Consider the following 16,637-nt stretch of genomic DNA (forward strand, 5'->3'; position numbering starts at 1 on the left):
TCAACCCGAACGGCTCGATGGCTGAGCATTGACCGGCCGGCCGGCGAAGCGGAGCGACAGCCGATCGAACCAGAGATAGATCACGGGCGTCGTGAACAGCGTCAGGAGCTGGCTCACCAGGAGGCCGCCGACGATGGAGATGCCGAGCGGATGCCGCAGCTCCGAGCCGGCGCCGGTGCCCACCATCAGGGGCAGGGCGCCGAGCACCGCGGCCATTGTCGTCATCAGGATCGGACGGAAGCGCAGCAGACACGCCTGGTAGATCGCCTCGCGCGGCGATTTTCCCTCGTTGCGCTCGGCGTCGAGTGCGAAGTCGATCATCATGATCGCATTCTTCTTCACGATCCCGATCAGCAGGATGATGCCGATGATGGCGACGATGGTCAGGTCCTGACCCGCGAGCATGAGCGCGAGCAGCGCGCCGATGCCGGCCGACGGAAGCGTCGAGAGAATGGTGATCGGGTGGATGAAGCTCTCATAGAGCACGCCCAGCACGATGTAGACCGTGACGATCGCCGCCAGGATCAGGAACAGCTGATTGGAGAGCGACGACTGGAAGGCCAGCGCCGCGCCCTGGAAATTGGTGATGACGCCGAGCGGCTGGCCGATGCGGATCTGGGCCTGCCTGATGGCCTCGACCGCGTCACCGAGCGCGGCGCCCGGTGCGAGGTTGAACGAGACCGTGGCGGACGGGAACTGGCCGAGATGCGACACCTGGAGCGGCGCCGTCTGCTCGCGCATCTTGGCCGTCACCGAGAGGGGTACGGGGGCGCCGCCGACGGAGGAGGGAAGGTAGATCGAGGAGAGGGATTGCAGGGAATTCTGCAGCGCCGGATCGGCCTCGAGGATCACGCGGTACTGGTTCGAGTTCGTGAAGATGGTCGAGACGATCCGCTGGCCGTAGGAGTCGTAGAGTGCATTGTCGATCGTCGCGGGCGTGATGCCGAAACGCGCGGCCTGGTCGCGGTCGACATCGACGAAGACCGCCAGCCCCTGCGCGGAGATGTCCGTCGTGACGTCGCTGAACTCCGGCAGCTTGTGCAATTCGTCGACCAGCTTCGGCGTCCATTCCGCGAGCTGGACCGGGTCGGCGTCCTGGAGAATGAACTGGTACTGGGTCCGGCTGACGGTGCCTTCGATCGTGAGATCCTGCACCGGCTGCATGTAGAGCGATACGCCGGCGAGAGGTGCGGTTGCCGCCTTGATCCGCTGCATGACCGTCGTGACATCGGACTTGCGCTCCTCGTGCGGCTTGAGATTGATCAGGATCCGGCCGCTGTTGAGCGTGGTGTTGGTGCCGTCGACGCCGATGAAGGAGGATAGGCTCTCGACGTCGGGATCCCTGAGAATAATGCTCGCCAGCTGCTGCTGGCGTTCGGCCATGGCGGCATAGGAGACCGATTGAGGCGCCTCGGATATCGCCTGGATCACGCCGGTGTCCTGCAGCGGAAAGAAGCCCTTGGGAATGACGACGTAGAGCAGGGCAGTGAGCCCGAACGTGGCGACCGCCACCAGCAACACCAGTGTCTGGCGGTCCAGCACCCAGTCGAGCATCCGGCCATAGACCGCGATGATGCGGTCGAAACCCACGCGGCTCCAGCGCTGGAACCTGTTCTCGCGGGCCATGCTGTCGGATTTGAGCAACTTGGCGCAGGCCATCGGCACGAGTGTCAGCGATACCACGGCCGAGATCAGGATCGTGACCGCCAGCGTGATCGCGAATTCGCGGAACAGGCGGCCGACGACGTCGCCCATGAACAGCAGCGGGATCAGCACGGCGATGAGCGAGACCGTCAGCGAGATGATGGTGAAGCCGATCTGCTCGGATCCCCTCAGCGCGGCCTCGAGCGGAGGCTCGCCCTCTTCGATGTAGCGGGAGATGTTCTCGATGACGACGATCGCGTCGTCGACCACGAAGCCCGTCGCGATGGTCAGGGCCATCAAGGAGAGGTTGTTCAGGCTGAAGCCGAACAGGTACATGGCCCCGAGCGTGCCGACCAGCGACAGCGGCACGGAGAGGCTTGGAATCAGCGTGGCACGGGGGCTGCGCAGGAACACGAAGATGACCAGTACGACCAGGATGACGGCGAGCGACAGCTCGTATTCGACGTCGCTGACCGAGGCGCGAATGGTCACGGTGCGATCCGTCAGGATGTTCAGGTCGATCGCCGACGGCAATGTCGCCTGCAACTGTGGCAGCAGCGACTTGATCCCTTCGACCACCGAGATGACGTTGGCGCCGGGCTGACGCTGGACGTTCAGGATGATGGCCGGCGTCTCGTTCATCCAGGCGCCGAGCTTGTCGTTCTGCGCGCCGTCGATGACGTCGCCGACGTCGCTGAGGCGGACCGCAGCGCCGTTCTTGTAGGCGACGATCAGGGATTTGTAGTCGTTGGCGTTGCGGATCTGGTCGTTGGCGTTGATCGTGTACGACCGCATCGCGCCGTCGAAATTGCCCTTGGGCGTGTTGACGTTGGCGTTGCCGAGCGTGGTCCGGAGGTCGTCGATGTTGAGGCCGTAGGCCGCCAGCTTGCGGTTGTCCGCGCGGATGCGGACCGCGGGCCGCTGTCCGCCGCTGATGCTGACGAGACCGACGCCGGGAAGCTGGGAGATCTTCTGCGCAAGCCGGGTGTCGACGAAATCCTCGACCTGGGTCAGCGGCATGGTCTTCGAGGTCAGGCCGAATGTCAGGATCGGCGCGTCGGCCGGATTGACCTTGGCGTAGATCGGCGGCGCCGGCAGATCGGAGGGCAACAGGTTCCCGGCGGCGTTGATCGCGGCCTGCACTTCCTGCTCGGCGACGTCGAGGGAGATGCTGAGGCCGAACTGCAGCGTGATCACGGATGCGCCGGCGGAGCTGACCGAACTCATCTGGTTCAGGTTCGGCATCTGCCCGAACTGCACCTCCAAGGGTGCGGTCACCGAGGACGTCATCACGTCGGGACTGGCGCCGGGATAGAACGTCTGGACCTGGATGGTGGGATAGTCGACCTCGGGCAGGGCGGCCACCGGCAGGAACCTGAAGGCCAGAAGTCCCGACAGCATGATCGCGGTCATGAGCAGGGTCGTCGCGACCGGCCGCAGGATGAATGGCCGGGACGGGTTCATTTCTGCGCGCCGTCCGAGCGGTGCTTCTGACCGCCCGCCTTGCTTGGATCGGTCGTCCCCTTGGCCGCGCTCGCGCCAGCGTCGGTGCCTGTCGCGGGACGCGCCACGATCTTCGCGCCCTCACGCAGCTTGTCGGCGCCGTCGATGACGATCTTCTGGTTCGGGTCGAGGCCGGACTGCACCTCGACGCGGTCGCCGTCGGTGATGCCGAGCTGGACCTTGCGCACCGATACGGTGCCGTCGTCGTTCGCGAGATAGACGAACGTCCCGGGGACGCCGCGCTGGACGCCTGCCGTCGGGATGGTCGTCACGCCCTTGTGCGTGTCCAGAAGCAGCTTCACGTTGACGAACTGGTTCGGATAGAGCGTCCGCGCCTCGTTCGGGAATTGCGCGCGCAGCTTGATCGTCCCTGTGGTCTGGTCGATCTGGCTGTCGAAGGTGCCGAGCGTGCCCTCGGCCAGCTTGGTCGTGCCGCTGCGATCGTAGGCCGTCACCGGAAGCGTTGCGCCGTCGTGCAGCCGCTTGGCGACCGCCTGCAGATTGTCCTCGGGCAGCGTGAAGAGCACGCTGATCGGCTGCAGTTGCGTGATGACGACGATGCCGCTGGCGTCGCCCGGCGTCACGTAGTTGCCCTGGTCGACCTGGCGCAGGCCGACGCGTCCGTCGAGCGGCGATACGATGTGGCAATATTGCAGGTTCACCTCGGCCGATTGCACGGCCGCCTTGTCGGCTTCGACCGTTCCCTGGTCCTGCGCCACGAGCGCGACCTGCGTATCGAGTTGCTGGTGCGGCACTGCGTTCTGCGCCGCGAGATTCTGGTAACGCGTCAGGTCGACCTGCGCGCCCTTCAGCAGGGCCTCGTCGCGGGCAAGCTGCCCCTTGGCCTGCGCGAGCGTCGCTTCGTAGGGCCGGGAGTCGATCTCGGCGATGAGATCGCCCTTCTTCACTTCGTCGCCTTCCTTGAAGACGATGCGATTGAGGTATCCGCTGATCTGGCTCTTGATGGTGACGGTGCCGAGCGACGTTACGGAGCCGAGCGCGCTGAGATTGATTCCGATGTCGCCTTTCCCGACGGTCCCGAGGACCACGGAGACCGGTGCTCCGCCGGCCCGGCCATTGCCCTGCTGCGGCGCGCTTTCATGCTTGGTCCACCAGACGATCGCGGCGACCACGAGGAGGGACAGAACAGCGACCAGCGAGGTCCGCAGGCCCGAACCGCGCGTGGCAGGCGGCGCGGGCGTCGTCGCGGGTCTTTCGCTGGTCGTCCCGACCTTTTGATCCATAGGCTTCTCGCGAGAAGGCACGGAACCGATCCCGGAACACGGACGACGGCTCCTAGCTTCCTTAGCATTTCCGGGAACGCATTATCGGACGTTTGCAGCGCAAAACCCCATTAATAATCGGACATGAATTTCTGTTTGTGTCCGCGGTTCGGCCTCGGCGCCGTTCGCTCGAATGTGATCCCGCCGCCGATGGGATCGGTTAGGCTGGCAGCCGGGCGGACGGATGTGTTTGCGATGCCGAAGCGGTTGATTGCGATCGAGGAGCTGACGGACGTCGTTCTCGGAAAGCTCGCGCATCTGCTTCACGCCGATACGTCTCTCGAAATCAGCGTTTACGAGATCGAGAACATCAGCCTGGGACGAAACTGGGACGTGACGATCGTGCTGCCCGATCAATACGGCAGGGCCGAAGCATGCCGGGCTGCTCTCGCCGTGATCGACCAGCTCGCGCCGAGCGTCGATCTGTCGCCCGAACCCTGCGATGTCGACGGCTGACATGGGGCGCCGGTCCGGCATGCTGAACCGGCCGCATCAGCCCCGCGTGGCGCGGGGCGGCATGACGACGTCAGAGCGCCGGCGCGCTCATCGCGAAGCCTGCTCCTGCGCGATCGCCTGATCGAGCGAGTTGAGCAGGTTCTGGATGTCGGCGATGTCCTGGGCGCGGCCGAGGAACACGACGGGATAGGTCATCGCGTCCTGGGCGAGGTAGCGGCGCTTGTCGACCAGCATCTGACGCAGCTTCTGCAAATTCTCGAGCGGATCCCCGGCGACCGCCTCGCCGAAATCGTCGGTCGGCCGTGCATAGCCGGATGTGTCTGCCAGGGTATCGTATTGCTCGGGGGCCGGCGGCTTCTGGAACATCGTCGCGCTTCCTTCGGTTTGGGCGTCGTTAGACGGCATTGGAGAACGATGGGTTCAGCGCCGCGAAATCGGGCATGTCGAACCGCATGTTCGGAATGTCGGCGCTGAGCAGGGGGCGGAGCGCCGGGTCGCTGAAGAAGATGTCGTTCTTGGGATCGAGCCGGCCTTCGGTGATCCCTTCGGCGAACTTCTGCGTGAAGTGGACGAGGGGCCGGATCTTGTCCTCCCAGGCCGTCAGCGCATCCGACAGCGAGCCGGTGGTGAGGTCGGAGGCGCCGAGCGAATAGGCCGTCATCATCGCCGAATTCGCGCCCTGTCCGAGCGCCGGCGTCATGCCGTGCGCGGCGTCGCCGATCAGCGCGCATTTGCCGAAATGCCAGGTCGGCGGAAAGATCGAATGGTACTCGTCGTAGTGACCGGCCGTGCCGACCCGGTCGATGAAACGCCCGAGCGTCGGGAAGGTCGCCTTCCAGACGTCAGGATCGATCGGCATCTTCAGCGCTTCGGAATCGGAGAGCAGCGCGACCAGGATCATGTACATGGTGCGCGACGAGCACGGCAGGAGCCCGATGCGCCGTCCGCCCTCGTCGTTGTATTCCGCCGCCACGCGATCGTTCCCGTCGGGAAAGTCGCCGTCGTGGATGGGGATCAAGAGGCGGATCGCGCCCTTGCGGTGCTTGCCGAGCGGCAGCGTTCCCGCGACCGATCGCCTGACGATGGAGTTGATGCCGTCGGCGCCGACGACGAGGTCGGCGTCGATCCGTCGCCCGCCTTCGAGGTGGAGCACGCCTTCGCGCTCGGCGCGAACGACCTTGGCGCCGAGCTCGATCCTTACGCCGGCCTTCACCGCGGCCTCCGCCAGCGGATCGACGAGGGCCTGCCGCTGGAACATCACGATGCGGCCGCCGGTTGCGGCGAACGGCTCGTATTCCTTCGTGGTCTGGCCCGAGCTCAGGCGGATGATCCACTTGTTGAGCTGATGTCCGCGCGTCCGTATCGCCTCGTCGAGACCCAGGGCCGAGAGGATCCGCAGCCCGTTCTCGAAGATGGGAAGCCCGTTGCCGCCCGCGCGCAATTCATCGCTGCGCTCGTGCAGCCGCACCGACCATCCGTGACGTGCGAGCTGGATACTGGCGACGAGACCCGCGATCCCGCCGCCGACAATCTCCGCGGCGGGCATCAGTGCCGTCCTCCCAGCGCATCGTGCCAGATCTGCGGCAGCGGACCCGCGGCGCCCTGCAGCGGATCGAGGGCGGGAATGGCAACCCGCTGCGAACGATCGACCATGCGGGCGTATTCCTCGACATAGCCCAGCCTGAAATCGTGGATGGCGTGGCCGATCGGGAACGCGCCGGTCAGCCGCAGGTCCGCGGTGATGGACTCGCCGAAATGCCCGACGCCCGCGGGGATCACCACGAAGTCGCCCTTCGTCATCGTGACGCTCACGCCTTCTGGGCCGCCGAAGCGTCCGACCAGCGTGCCTCTTGTCACCGCGATCAGTTCGTGGGTGTCGCTGTGGAAGTGGTGGCGCGGATACATGCCGAACGAGCTGTGCCAGTCCGTCGGCCACTCGTTGTCACGGAACAGGTCCTCCATCTCGGGCGGCGGCATGTCGAAGACCTGCCGATATATCAGGACCGGCAGGCGGGAATTCGGGATGCGCCCGTTCCCCTTCAGCACATGGGTTTCGATGTTCATTGAGCCGATCCTCCAACAGTGTTCGCGCCTCGCCCGGCGGAGGCACGATTCACCCGATTCAAATTCAGTTCTGGTGCCGCATGCGGCTCGACGATCTCCGCATCGCGTGCTTCAGCCACGGTCGCGCATGGTGAGGCCGTCGAGGAAGATGTCGATGCCATCGGCGTAAACCTGCTCGATCGTGCGCTCGTAGAACGCCGTGCGCCCGGCGACGGCGAGATAGGCGTTGCCCATCCACTGTCCCCACAGCGAGAGCGTTGCCGCGCGGGCGTCGATCGGACGCGCCTCTCCGCGGGAAATGCCGAGCTTGATCGCCTCCTCGATGGACAGGATTCCGTCGTTGAGCCGTGCGCTGATCTTTGCGGCGGCGTCCGGCGGCAGCGTTTCCGTGCGGCCGGGCATGAAGAAGAACGACAATGTCGTGAAATATTCCGGATGGATCCGGAAGAAGTTCATATACGACGTCGCCATGCGGAAGAGGTTGTTGCGGACGGTGTCGTTCCGGTCCAGCGAACCCGTGAGCATCGTGATCATCGCGTCGAGGTCGCGGAACAGAAGCTCCGTGTACATCTCCTGCTTGCTCTTGAAGTACAGGTAGATGGTCGCGCGCGAGATGCCGGCGGCATCGGCGATGTCGTCGATCGTGACCGATGCATAATCTCCCGCGAGGAAGATCTGCTTGGCGGCATCGAGAATTTCGGCGCGACGGCGCTCGATCCGCTTGGTGCGGCGCCGTTCCTTGACCGCGGCCGGGTCGCGTTTCTGGTCAGATTCCGAGATAGGCACGTCTCAATCCATCATCTTGCAGGAGGGTGGCGCCCAGTCCATGCATGGCGCCCCGTCCGCTTTCCAGCACATAGGCATAATCGGCCGTCTCCAGCACGTGTACGACCTGTTGTTCCACGATCAGGATGGGAACACCTTGCTCGCGGATCGCCTTCACCAGCCTGAAGACCTCCTCGACGAGCATCGGCGCCAGGCCGAGCGTGGGCTCGTCCAGCATCAACAGGCGCGGGCACGACATCAGTCCGCGCCCGATGGCGCACATCTGCTGCTCGCCCCCCGAGAGGGTTCCGGCCAATTGCTCGCGCCGCTCCGCCAGCCGCGGCAGCAGGTCGAAGATGAATTCGAGCTGCTGCTTGCGTCTGCCGCGCGCGGCCTTTCCATACGCTCCTATCTCCAGATTCTCCAACACGCTCATGAACGGAAACAGCCGGCGTCCTTCCGGCACGTGGATCAGGCCGTGCTCGACGATCTGGTGCGGCGCCAGCCGCGTGATGTCCTTGCCGTCGAGTTCGATGCTGCCGCTGCGATTCCTCACCAGCGCGGAGATGGCCGACAGCGTCGTGGTCTTGCCTGCGCCGTTGCTGCCGACGAGGCCGACGATCTGGTTCGCGCCCACGTCGAACGAGAGCTGCTCGACGGCCAGCACGTCTCCGAAGCGAACGCCGAGATCACGTACACGTAGCATCGCTAGCCCCCCGTCGCCGCGAAATTGGTGCCGAGATAGGCCGACAGCACGATCGGATCGCGCGTGACCTCGGCAGGAGCTCCGGTCGCGATCGGCTCGCCGTTCTGCAGGACGAGGATGTGGTCGGAGAGCTGCATCACCGCGCTCATGTGATGCTCGATCACGACGACGGCCAGCCCTCGCTCCCGGAGACGTTGGATGAAGCCGATCATTCGCTTGACCTCGACCGGGATCAGTCCGCCCATCACCTCGTCCAGCAACAAAGCGCGGGGCGAGGTGGCGAGGACCTTCGCCATCTCCAGCCGCTTGCGGTCGCCGATCGGCAATTGTCCGGCCGGCACGTCGCACAGGGCGGACATGTCGAGGTCGTCCAGCACCTGTCTTGCGATTTCGCGCGCCATGGGTATGGAGCGGGCGCGGAGCATGGCGCCCATGACGACGTTGTCGAGCACGCTCAGGCCGCGAAACGGCTGCACGATCTGGAACGTGCGGGCGAGGCCGGCGCGGCAGCGGCTTTCCGGTGATGCGCCGGCGAAGTCGTGCTCATCGAGATGGACCGAGCCGCTGTCCGGCCTGATGAATCCGGTCAGCAGGTTGAAGACGGTGGTCTTGCCCGCGCCGTTCGGTCCGATGATCGAGAGGATTTCGCCGGGGCGCGCGGTGAAGCTGACGTTCTTCACCGCCGTCAGGCCGCCGAAACGCTTGGTGAGACCCGTTGCCGTCAGGACCGCCATGCCGCCCTCCGCTTCAGGAATGCATATGCCGAAGGTCCGAGACCGGTCGGAGCAAGCATCAGCACGATGATGACGATGACCGCATAGGCGAGCTGGGTGAGACCGGAGATCTGGTCGCCGAGATAGACCTGCATGGCCACGGAGACGACGGACACCAGCAGCGCACCGAGGATCGGACCGTAGGCCGTGCCGAGCCCGCCCAGGATCGCCATCAATGCGAAATTGAGCGACAGGTTCAAACCCATCACGCTGTCGGGATCGATGTAGAGATAGTATTGCGCATGCAGGGTTCCGCAGATGCTGACGAGGCCGGCGGAAAGCGCGAAGACGCCTATTCTCAGCGGCAAGGTGCGGATGCCGAGCGCGCGCGCCGCGTCGTGGTTCTCCCGGAACGCGACCAGGGCGTAGCCGACCTTGCTGGCGGCCATGGCGCGCGTGAGAATGTAGAAGACGGCGACGAGTCCGAGGGCGAGGTAGGTGTAGACGAGCTTGCTGGCGAAGATGAGATTCTCCGGGCTCGGACGCAGCGGAATGGCAAGGCCCGAGGATCCTCCGGTGATATCGCGCAGGTTGACGGTACTGATATGCACGACGGCGCCGAAGGCGAGCGTCGACATCACGAAGAACGAGCCCTTCAACCGCATGGTGACGGCGCCGAGCAGCACGGCAAGAGCTGCGCTGACGACGGCGCCGAGCCACACGCCGATGAGCGGGCTGATTCCGGCCTTGAGAAACAGGATCGTCGAGACATAGGCGCCGATGCCGTAGAACGCGGCGTGTCCCAGCGACAGTTGCCCGGCATAGCCGCCGCTCAGGTTCCAGGCGAGCGACGCGGCCGCGCCCAGGAACGCCAGCGTGACGGCCGAGACGAAGAACGCATCGGAGAACACGAAAGGCAGGATCGCGAGAATTGCGAAGCCGGCAACGGGCAGGATCAGATGGGCGGACTTCGGATTGGAGGGTTTCATCACGTCACATCCATCACTTCCGCGCCCTTGCGGCCGAAGATGCCGTTGGGTCGCACCGCGAGGACGATCATGAAGAGCACGAAATAGACGAGTTGCTTCAGTTCACCGCCGGCGAAATATCCCGTGAACGATTCCACCATGCCGATCAGCAGGCCGGCGATGACCGCACCGGCGATGCTTCCCATGCCGCCGAGGACGACGATGACGAAGGAAATCAGGATCATGTCGGCGCCGGTGTAGGGATTCACCGCGAACAACGGTGAGAGCAGGATGCCCGCCGCGCCGACCAGCGCGCAGCCCAGCGCGAAGGTCACTGCGTAGATGCGATCGACGTTGATGCCGACCAGGCGGGCCGAGCGTCGATCCTGCGCCGTCGCCCGGATGGCGTTCCCCGTATATGTGTATTTGAGGAACGCGGCGACGCCGCCGGCCAAGGCAAGCGCAACGACGAACACGGCGACGCGCAGCCAGGACACGTAGAGCGGTCCGATCTGGAACGCCGACGTGCTGTAGGATGTCCTGATCGAGCGGAAGTCCGAGGTGAACATCGAGAGCATCAGGTTCTGCAGGAACAGGGAGAGGGCGAAGGTCACGAACACCTGGACCACATGCGGGGCCTCGAGCGTCGGGCGGATCAGGAGACGTTCGGTCACCAGGCCCAGGATGAACATCAGCGGCACCACGGCGACGCTCGCCACGAAGGGGTCGATGCCGCCGCGCTGAAACATGAAATAGGTGAGGTACATCGCGATCGTCAGATATTCGCCATGGGCGAAGTTCACGACGCGAAGGACGCCGAAGACCAGCGTCAGGCCGACGCTGATCAACGCGTACACGCCGCCTATGAATAGGCCGGACAGCGCGAGCTGGATGTAGATGTCCATGCTGAAAGTTCTTCGATTGCTCGTGTCGATCGGGTGCTAGCGCGTATTCCAGGCGGGCAGCGGCACCATGATCGGATCGCGCAGCTTGTTGGCTTCGGGATAGACGGAGATCATCTTCTGGTCCTGCCATTGAACGACGCTGCCGAAGGCGCGCTGGTTCTGGCCCTTGTCGTCGAACTTCAGTCCCCAGCCGTTGATGTAGGATCCGAGCGGTACGTCGGCCTTCAACGAGGCATCCCGGAGATCCGCGGCACTGTCGGACGCGGCGTTGCCGAGGATGTCCCGCGCGAGCGCCATGCCCACGACGAAGCCGAGCGATTCCTGGACCGCCGGCGTCACCTTGTACCTGGCCTCGTAGCGCTTCACGAATTCATCGCGATCCGTGCGCGTGGCGGCCGAGAGCGAGTTCACGTTGGCTTCGAGCGGAAACGACGAGGAGAAGATGCCGTTGACGTCGTTCCCGATCGCCTCCGCGAGCGACAGCGTGGAGTGGCCGGCGCTGGTGCCGACGAAGGCACGCGGGCTGTAGTTGATCTCCTTCATCTGGCGCTGGAGCAGAATCGCGTCGTTGATGAATTGCGTGGCGATGATCACGTCCGGATTGAACGAGCGGAGCTTCAGCACCAGCGGCGAGAGATCGGTGGTCTTCGCCGAATACAGTTCGCGCAGGCCGATCTTCATTCCAAGCTTCTCGGCCTGGTCGATCGCGGCCTTCGACACGTCGACCCCGAACGCCGAATCCTCGGCAACCACAGCGACCTTGAGGGTCTTCGGATCGGCCTTCAGCATCGGTGCGAGCACTTCGGCGGTATAGAGCGGCGCGGGCTGTCCGAGACCGGAGGCACTCAGGCCCATGCGGAAGACGCTCTTGAAGTCGCGTTCGGTGTAGTTGTTCGCGACGGCCATGCCCTCCCAGTAGAATGCGCCGTTGCGCTCGGCTTCCTGGCTCGCGACCATGCCGACGGCGCTGGTCGAGCTTCCGACGAATATGCGGACGCCTTCCCGGGAGGCGAGGCGGTTGGTCTCGCTGATGGCGGCCTGCGGGCTGTTTCCGTCACCCTTGAAAAGCTGGATCTTGCGGCCTTTGACGCCGCCACGATCGTTGATCAGGTCGATGGCGGTTTCGACGCCCTGGAAATTCTGGTTGCCGAATACGGAATTGCCGCCGGTCAGAGGGAAGATGCCGCCGATCTTGATCGGCTCCTGCGCGAATGCCGATCTGGACGACACCGCGATCGGTGCTGCGGCGAGCAGTGCGAGAACCTTGCGGCGCGGAAGACGATAGTTGGATCGAGACATGCCTTACCCCCTGTGAGACGCGAACGATGAACCAGTCGACGAAAACCTTTCGAATTGTCGTTGGCTGCAGGGGCCAGGCGTGAAAGCGAAGAGGAGCGCATGCGCGCGACATGGCTCTCGCGCCGATCTCCAGCGCGCTCGTCATTGCCTCCAGCCGGGAGCCTCGCGTGAGCGAGAACCTGAAAGGTCAGGTTGCTGCTTTTTCCTGGGCTATCAACGAAAATTCATCCAGTTGTTAGGTCATGATGAAAGATAGTTCTATAAATTAGACGTGTAAAGCCAATCTGTCTAATTATTGGTGGCAAATCGACGCGCCGCCGGAAGCCGTCCTCCTGGACGGTCGGGACGCACAACTCCGGATATCCATATGAAACTGACCTTCTCTCCAGCCTCACCCTTTGCGCGGAAGGTTCGTATCGCCGCGATCGAGCTGGGTCTCATCGACGCGATCGAGTTCGTGCCGGCTGCGGTGGTGCCCGGCCAGGCCAACGAGGCGTATTCCCGTCTCACGCCGCTGAAGAAATTGCCGGTCCTGATCCTCGACAACGGCGAGGTGATTCTCGATTCCTACGTCATCGTCGAATATCTCGACGAGCTTTCCGGAGGTGGAAAGTTGATCCCCGCCGGTGGGCCGGAGCGCTGGAGGATCAAGAGCGAGCATTCGATGCTGCAGGGCATGCTCGATTCCATGCTGCTCTGTCGCTACGAGAAGTTCGCGCGCCCTCAGGGGACGCATTGGGACGCCTGGCACGACGATCACTGGAACAGGGCCTGGTCCGGGCTTGCGCATTTCGCGCGCCAGCCGGACCTGGCGTCGCGGCCGTTCGATGTGGTCGCGATCGGACTGGTTTGCGTGCTCGGTTATGCGGACTACCGCTTCCAGCACTGCGGATGGCGCGAGGCATTCCCGCAACTCGAAGCGTTCAACCGCGCAATGATGGATCGGCCGTCGGTCAGGATATCGGCCCCGCCGACGTGATCGCCGGGCGCGGCGAAGCCGGCGGATTCAATGCTGGATCCGCCGCCAACGCGTCGTCAGAAACCGCAATCGGCAAAGGTCTTTCTGGCGGGCCGGTAGTGCGATCCGGTCTCGATGAAATCGATGTCGAGGCACTTGCCGCCTTGGCGGTAAGTGCCGGCGAGCCCATCGCAGTGAAGATATTCGATGTTGATCCGCCAGCGGCGTTCGTGCGGATTGAAGGTCGCGAAATCACGCTGTGCCTTTGGCGGCCCCTTGCAGAGGCCCGTGATGTATTGCTGGATCTCGGGCGGCAATCCATCGATGTGCCTCGGATCCCAGGGATCGGCCTTGTTCAGCGAGCCTGCGCGCGCAACCGATCCGACGCCACACAGAAGCAATACGAGTACCCACAGGCCGCGGCTGGACATGCGACATTCTCCTTGCCGGATGCGCCTGAGGCTGCTGTCGCGGGCGCCGCGCGACCAGCCGGCGCAGGACTCCTCGATGAACATCCAAGAGTAGCATGCCCCGGGACGATACGACCAGATTTGACGGTGGAAATCCCGTTGGTGTGATCGCGCGTCGGGATGTGCGCCTTCGCAAGTGCGCAGTATCGCGGCCGTGAACCGCCGACCTAGTCCCGGGGCGAGATCATCAGGTCGGCGGTTTCAGGAGCCCAGCACACTCTTTTTGCTTCTGTTTTTGCAGGCTAGATCGCGATGCTGACTTGAGACTGACGGGCATTGCGGTGTTCTGTCGCAGGTCGAATCCATGCGCGGGCACGACAAGGGCCGCACCTCGACGCGGTGCGCCGATGGCGGGTTTCCGAAACAGCCTCGAGGCAAGAAGTTCGCGTCAGAATGGAAAGCCGAACTCGCGGACCGGACTTTTGCTTTCGAATCCAATGCCCGTTGCAGGACCGGTGCGGTAGTGTCCGTTGTAGTAATAGGCGTGTCGATCGCGATCCGGTCGCGGGGACGGGCAAGCCAGGTCTTCGCGGCCCGCAGGCAACGGCGGCTGGATCCGGTATCGCGTCTGCCAGCAGTCGCAGAATTGGTCGCACACCATCCGGACCCGCTCGATGGCCGGATCGGTGCCGCGATGCGCGAGCGGTGCGGACTGTGCCGCGATGAGTGCAAGTTGAGTGAGGCCGAACAACAGACCGGTCATTGCTGAACTCCCGAAGTCGCGACAATTCGCAGGCCGTCGAGCGTCGCGATGTACGGATCGGACAGCCGGGCGCAATCGAGCCAGAACCTGTCGCCGCGCCGGATCGTCAACTGCCACGGTTTTTGCCCGACGAGGGTGATCTTCGCTCTCGTGTGGTCGGGGTAGGTCAGCAGCGCCGTTGCCTTGAGAAGCCACGATCCGATCGGGGCATAGGGAAGCTCCCTGACCTCGATCACATCCGCGCGGCAGCGGTCGCGCGTTGTGGCCTTAGCGCCGCCGGCCGCTGCAATGAGCAGTCCCAGGAGAAGCACGGATATCCCGAAATACCGCATGGAAAGCTCCCGTTCGTGATGACTTTCAGGCCGGCTGATGTTACCATTCTAAGAGCGATGGATGGCACATATGCGGTTCCTCGGTCTGTTTTTACGGACACTTTTTCTCGTGGTCGTCGTCGTCGTTACGGCCCGCGTCGCTCATCCCCAGAACGAGAGTTTGTGGACGGCCTACGACACGCCCTCCGATCTTTTCCGCTTTCTCCTGGGCACTTTTGTCTGCGGTTTCGTGGCGATCCAGATATTCCGGTATCCGAAGAATCCCGCTGATCTGCGCAATTGGGTCCCGGTCGGGCTTGCCGTGTTGCCGCTCGCGCTGCTTTGCGCATTCGTCATCTGGTAGCCGCCTTTCGCCCCGCGCCCGAATCGGCCGCGCCGGCTTCGATTCGCCCCGCCACTGCATCGCCCAGGACGCAGCTGCGCCAGTCGCTGGTCCTGCATTCGGCCGGCCAGCCTCCGCCGAGCGCCATGAACAGGGCGGCGGTGTCGGACAGGCGGGTCGCTTCGGCCTGGACGCGGGTGATGGCTGCGTTGAAATAGGCCTGCTGCGCGTTCAGCACGGTGACCTGGGTGATCTGGCCGAGCACGAGCTGCTTCTGCACGATGTCGAGGCTCGCCTTGGCGGCGGTCTCCGCCTTGATCGCCGCCTGCACCGAGCGGGCGTCGGCCTGCAGGCTGCGCAGCGCATCGGCGACGTTCTGCATCGCGGTGATCACGGTCTGGCGATACAGCGCCTCGGCCTGGTCGAGCGAGGCTTCGGCGGCCTTCTGCTTGTGATAGAGCGTCATGCCGTCGAACAGCGGCTGCGTCGCGCTCGCCGCCACCGTGTAGAACAGCGTGCCCTGCGTGAACAGTTCGGCGGGCTTGAAGGCGCTGGTGCCGGGATTGCCGGTCAGCGTCAGATTGGGCAGCCGCGCCGCGATCGCGACGCCGATCTGGGCGCTGGCCGAATGCATGTTCGCCTCCGCCGCGCGCACGTCGGGACGCTGCGCCACCATCGTGCTCGGCAGGCTGACCGGCAGGTTGGCGGGCAGGGTGAGATGCTGCAGGTCGAAGCGCTGCAGGATCTCGTCGGCGGAGAACTGCCCGGCGAGGGCGGTGAGGAGGTCGCGCTGCACGGCGAGCTGCTTCTGCAGCGGCGGCAGGGTCTGTTCGGCCTGCGCCAGCGCGGTCTCCTGGGTGAGGACGTCGACCTGGGCGGCCTGTCCGGCATTGAACTGGCTCTTGAGGATACCGAGGATGTCGCGCTCGATCTTGACGATGCGCTCGGTCGCCGCGATCTGGCCGCGCAGCGAAGCCTCCTGGATCGCGGCGGTGACGACGTTGGCGGTGAGCGCGAGATAGGCCGCCTCGAGCTGGTACTGCGCCTGCTCGGTCTGGGCATCGAGACTTTCGACGGCGCGGACGTTCTGGCCCCAGATGTCGGGGACGAAGCTGATGGCGAGCTGTACCGTGTGCAGCGTGTAGCGCGACTGCGGTGAATCCACCGCGTTGCCGGTCGCCATGTTGGAGACCTGCTGGTCGGACGGCGTGTAGTTGACGCCGACCTGCGGGAAGAACAGGCCGCGCTGCGCCAGCGCATTGTAGTTGGCGACGCGGATCGCGGCCTCGGCCGATTGCAGCGACGGATTGTGCTGGACCGAGAGCCGGATCAGTTCGTTCAGCGGTTTGGAGCGGAACGCGGCCCACCACAGCGCCGGCATGTCGGCGCCGTCGACGAAGCGCTGCCGCGGCACGCGCGGCCCATCGGCGGCGACGCCGGGAGAGGCCAGCTTCTCGGGCGTGAAGCGCGCGACGTCGGGAGCGGGCGGCGGCGAAAAGTCGGGGCCGACCGCGCAGCCGGCGAGCCAAACGCCCATCGCGCAGGA

General features: G+C 64.5%; 18 protein-coding genes. 3 read left to right on the forward strand and 15 right to left on the reverse strand.

The genetic code is table 11. From position 1 onward, the window contains the following. Entirely contained in the window at positions 1 to 3,108 is a 3,108-nt protein-coding gene (locus QM712_RS05310; RefSeq protein ID WP_415021992.1) for an MdtB/MuxB family multidrug efflux RND transporter permease subunit, read from the reverse strand. Next, positions 3,105 to 4,391, reverse strand: coding sequence for an efflux RND transporter periplasmic adaptor subunit (locus tag QM712_RS05315; protein ID WP_415021993.1), 1,287 nt, complete (start codon positions 4,389 to 4,391; stop codon positions 3,105 to 3,107). Before QM712_RS05315 ends, QM712_RS05310 begins: the two co-directional genes overlap by 4 nt. A gap of 234 nt (positions 4,392 to 4,625) precedes the next feature. Here QM712_RS05315 and QM712_RS05320 point away from each other — a divergent pair, with 234 nt between their 5' ends. Further along, positions 4,626 to 4,886: a hypothetical protein gene (locus tag QM712_RS05320; RefSeq protein ID WP_415021994.1), complete on the forward strand. Its 261-nt coding sequence runs from the start codon at positions 4,626 to 4,628 to the stop codon at positions 4,884 to 4,886. 87 nt (positions 4,887 to 4,973) lie between these two features. Here the strand turns inward: QM712_RS05320 and QM712_RS05325 are convergent, their stop codons facing one another. The 9 genes from QM712_RS05325 to QM712_RS05365 form a co-directional block, all read right to left on the reverse strand. Then, a complete protein-coding gene (locus tag QM712_RS05325; RefSeq protein WP_415021995.1) occupies positions 4,974 to 5,252 on the reverse strand; it encodes a hypothetical protein in 279 nt (92 codons plus the stop codon). A 28-nt stretch (positions 5,253 to 5,280) separates the two neighbouring features. Beyond that, the gene (locus QM712_RS05330; protein WP_415021996.1) at positions 5,281 to 6,432 is read right to left on the reverse strand and encodes an FAD-dependent oxidoreductase; all 1,152 of its coding nucleotides are present in this window, start codon (positions 6,430 to 6,432) and stop codon (positions 5,281 to 5,283) included. Next, entirely contained in the window at positions 6,432 to 6,950 is a 519-nt protein-coding gene (locus QM712_RS05335; protein WP_415021997.1) for a cupin domain-containing protein, read from the reverse strand. The genes QM712_RS05330 and QM712_RS05335 overlap by 1 nt, the downstream gene beginning before the upstream one ends. A gap of 111 nt (positions 6,951 to 7,061) precedes the next feature. Then, on the reverse strand, positions 7,062 to 7,736 hold the full coding sequence (locus QM712_RS05340; RefSeq protein ID WP_415021998.1) for a TetR/AcrR family transcriptional regulator: 675 nt from the start codon (positions 7,734 to 7,736) through the stop codon (positions 7,062 to 7,064). Further along, positions 7,717 to 8,421 carry an ABC transporter ATP-binding protein gene (locus QM712_RS05345; protein ID WP_415021999.1) on the reverse strand — a complete coding sequence of 235 codons (705 nt, stop codon included), beginning with the start codon at positions 8,419 to 8,421 and terminating at the stop codon, positions 7,717 to 7,719. Before QM712_RS05345 ends, QM712_RS05340 begins: the two co-directional genes overlap by 20 nt. Before the next feature lie 2 nt (positions 8,422 to 8,423). Next, a complete protein-coding gene (locus QM712_RS05350) occupies positions 8,424 to 9,155 on the reverse strand; it encodes an ABC transporter ATP-binding protein (RefSeq protein ID WP_415022000.1) in 732 nt (243 codons plus the stop codon). After that, a complete protein-coding gene (locus tag QM712_RS05355) occupies positions 9,143 to 10,123 on the reverse strand; it encodes a branched-chain amino acid ABC transporter permease (protein ID WP_415022001.1) in 981 nt (326 codons plus the stop codon). The genes QM712_RS05350 and QM712_RS05355 overlap by 13 nt, the downstream gene beginning before the upstream one ends. After that, positions 10,123 to 11,007 carry a branched-chain amino acid ABC transporter permease gene (locus QM712_RS05360; protein WP_415022002.1) on the reverse strand — a complete coding sequence of 295 codons (885 nt, stop codon included), beginning with the start codon at positions 11,005 to 11,007 and terminating at the stop codon, positions 10,123 to 10,125. The genes QM712_RS05355 and QM712_RS05360 overlap by 1 nt, the downstream gene beginning before the upstream one ends. Before the next feature lie 36 nt (positions 11,008 to 11,043). Beyond that, on the reverse strand, positions 11,044 to 12,306 hold the full coding sequence (locus QM712_RS05365) for an ABC transporter substrate-binding protein (protein WP_415022003.1): 1,263 nt from the start codon (positions 12,304 to 12,306) through the stop codon (positions 11,044 to 11,046). 367 nt (positions 12,307 to 12,673) lie between these two features. Between QM712_RS05365 and QM712_RS05370 the strand changes: the two genes are divergently transcribed. Next, positions 12,674 to 13,285: a glutathione S-transferase family protein gene (locus tag QM712_RS05370; protein ID WP_415022004.1), complete on the forward strand. Its 612-nt coding sequence runs from the start codon at positions 12,674 to 12,676 to the stop codon at positions 13,283 to 13,285. 56 nt (positions 13,286 to 13,341) lie between these two features. Here the strand turns inward: QM712_RS05370 and QM712_RS05375 are convergent, their stop codons facing one another. The 3 genes from QM712_RS05375 to QM712_RS05385 form a co-directional block, all read right to left on the reverse strand. Beyond that, positions 13,342 to 13,695, reverse strand: coding sequence for a hypothetical protein (locus QM712_RS05375; RefSeq protein WP_415022005.1), 354 nt, complete (start codon positions 13,693 to 13,695; stop codon positions 13,342 to 13,344). A gap of 427 nt (positions 13,696 to 14,122) precedes the next feature. Then, positions 14,123 to 14,437: a hypothetical protein gene (locus QM712_RS05380; protein WP_415022006.1), complete on the reverse strand. Its 315-nt coding sequence runs from the start codon at positions 14,435 to 14,437 to the stop codon at positions 14,123 to 14,125. Then, on the reverse strand, positions 14,434 to 14,769 hold the full coding sequence (locus QM712_RS05385) for a hypothetical protein (RefSeq protein WP_415022007.1): 336 nt from the start codon (positions 14,767 to 14,769) through the stop codon (positions 14,434 to 14,436). Before QM712_RS05385 ends, QM712_RS05380 begins: the two co-directional genes overlap by 4 nt. A gap of 61 nt (positions 14,770 to 14,830) precedes the next feature. Here QM712_RS05385 and QM712_RS05390 point away from each other — a divergent pair, with 61 nt between their 5' ends. Continuing rightward, positions 14,831 to 15,112, forward strand: a complete 282-nt coding sequence (locus QM712_RS05390; protein WP_415022008.1) for a hypothetical protein — start codon at positions 14,831 to 14,833, stop codon at positions 15,110 to 15,112. On the opposite strand, the gene QM712_RS05395 is transcribed toward QM712_RS05390, so the two are convergent. Then, a complete protein-coding gene (locus QM712_RS05395) occupies positions 15,102 to 16,628 on the reverse strand; it encodes an efflux transporter outer membrane subunit (RefSeq protein ID WP_415022055.1) in 1,527 nt (508 codons plus the stop codon). The two genes, QM712_RS05390 and QM712_RS05395, sit on opposite strands and share 11 nt — an antisense overlap. Positions 16,629 to 16,637: the final 9 nt, after the last annotated feature.

The organism is Bradyrhizobium sp. (genome assembly GCF_047605465.1).
Classification (GTDB): Bacteria; Pseudomonadota; Alphaproteobacteria; order Rhizobiales; family Xanthobacteraceae; genus Bradyrhizobium.